Raw genomic sequence first — 787 nt, forward strand, 5'->3', positions numbered from 1 at the left:
ATTTAAAGGTCTACAATGGAAAAACCGTAAATGTATTTGTCAGGAAAGTAGTAATGAAAGGCAGCGTCAAAATACTTATTGCCTCCTTGGGGTGGCTCTGCGTCATCCTTGGCGTGATTGGTATTTTCTTGCCGATATTACCGACAACACCTTTCTTACTATTAGCTGCCTGGTTATTCACTCACTCATCGGAACGTTTTCACCGCTGGTTACACGAACACCCGAAGCTAGGCCCCATCATTTCAGTTTGGAAAAGCGGCGAAGGCCTGGACAAAAACATTCGAACCCGGATACTAATATGTATGTGGGGAAGCATGCTTTTATCCGCACTCATCATTGGCAAGTTATGGGCCGTCATTATGCTTAGCTGCATAGGTGCCGGCGTCACAACCTATATCTGTCGCCTGCCAATCAAGTCAGGCACGACAAGTTAACGTGCAGCTAGTTTTTCAAGAACTCTGTCAGCCGCAGCAGAAACCTGTGCAGGTGCCGTCCCGCCCAGGTGATTTCGTGCATTAACAGAGCCTTCAAGCGTCAGAACGTCAAATACATCTTCTTGAATCTGATCGCTAAACACCTGCAACTCTTCTAGTGTCATGTCTGAAAGGTCTTTTTCCTCAGCAACACCATATGCCACGGCTTTACCAACAATTTCATGCGCATCACGGAAAGCCACACCATTAACGACTAAATAATCAGCCAAGTCAGTCGCGGTTGAAAAGCCCCTACGTGCTGCTTCTCTCATATTTTCAGCCTTCACCTCAATCGCCGGAATCATATCAGCATA

General features: G+C 46.4%; 1 protein-coding gene and 1 pseudogene. One reads left to right on the plus strand and one right to left on the minus strand.

The window, feature by feature from the left end:
- A partial coding sequence (locus tag A3735_RS27340; RefSeq protein ID WP_369820568.1) for a YbaN family protein occupies positions 1–434 on the plus strand: 434 nt, incomplete at its 5' end.
- Here the strand turns inward: A3735_RS27340 and A3735_RS27345 are convergent.
- Positions 431–787: pseudogene (locus A3735_RS27345) on the minus strand (argininosuccinate lyase); the annotation flags it as partial. The gene A3735_RS27340 and the pseudogene A3735_RS27345 sit on opposite strands and share 4 nt — an antisense overlap.

This window comes from Oleiphilus sp. HI0061, from assembly GCF_001635675.1.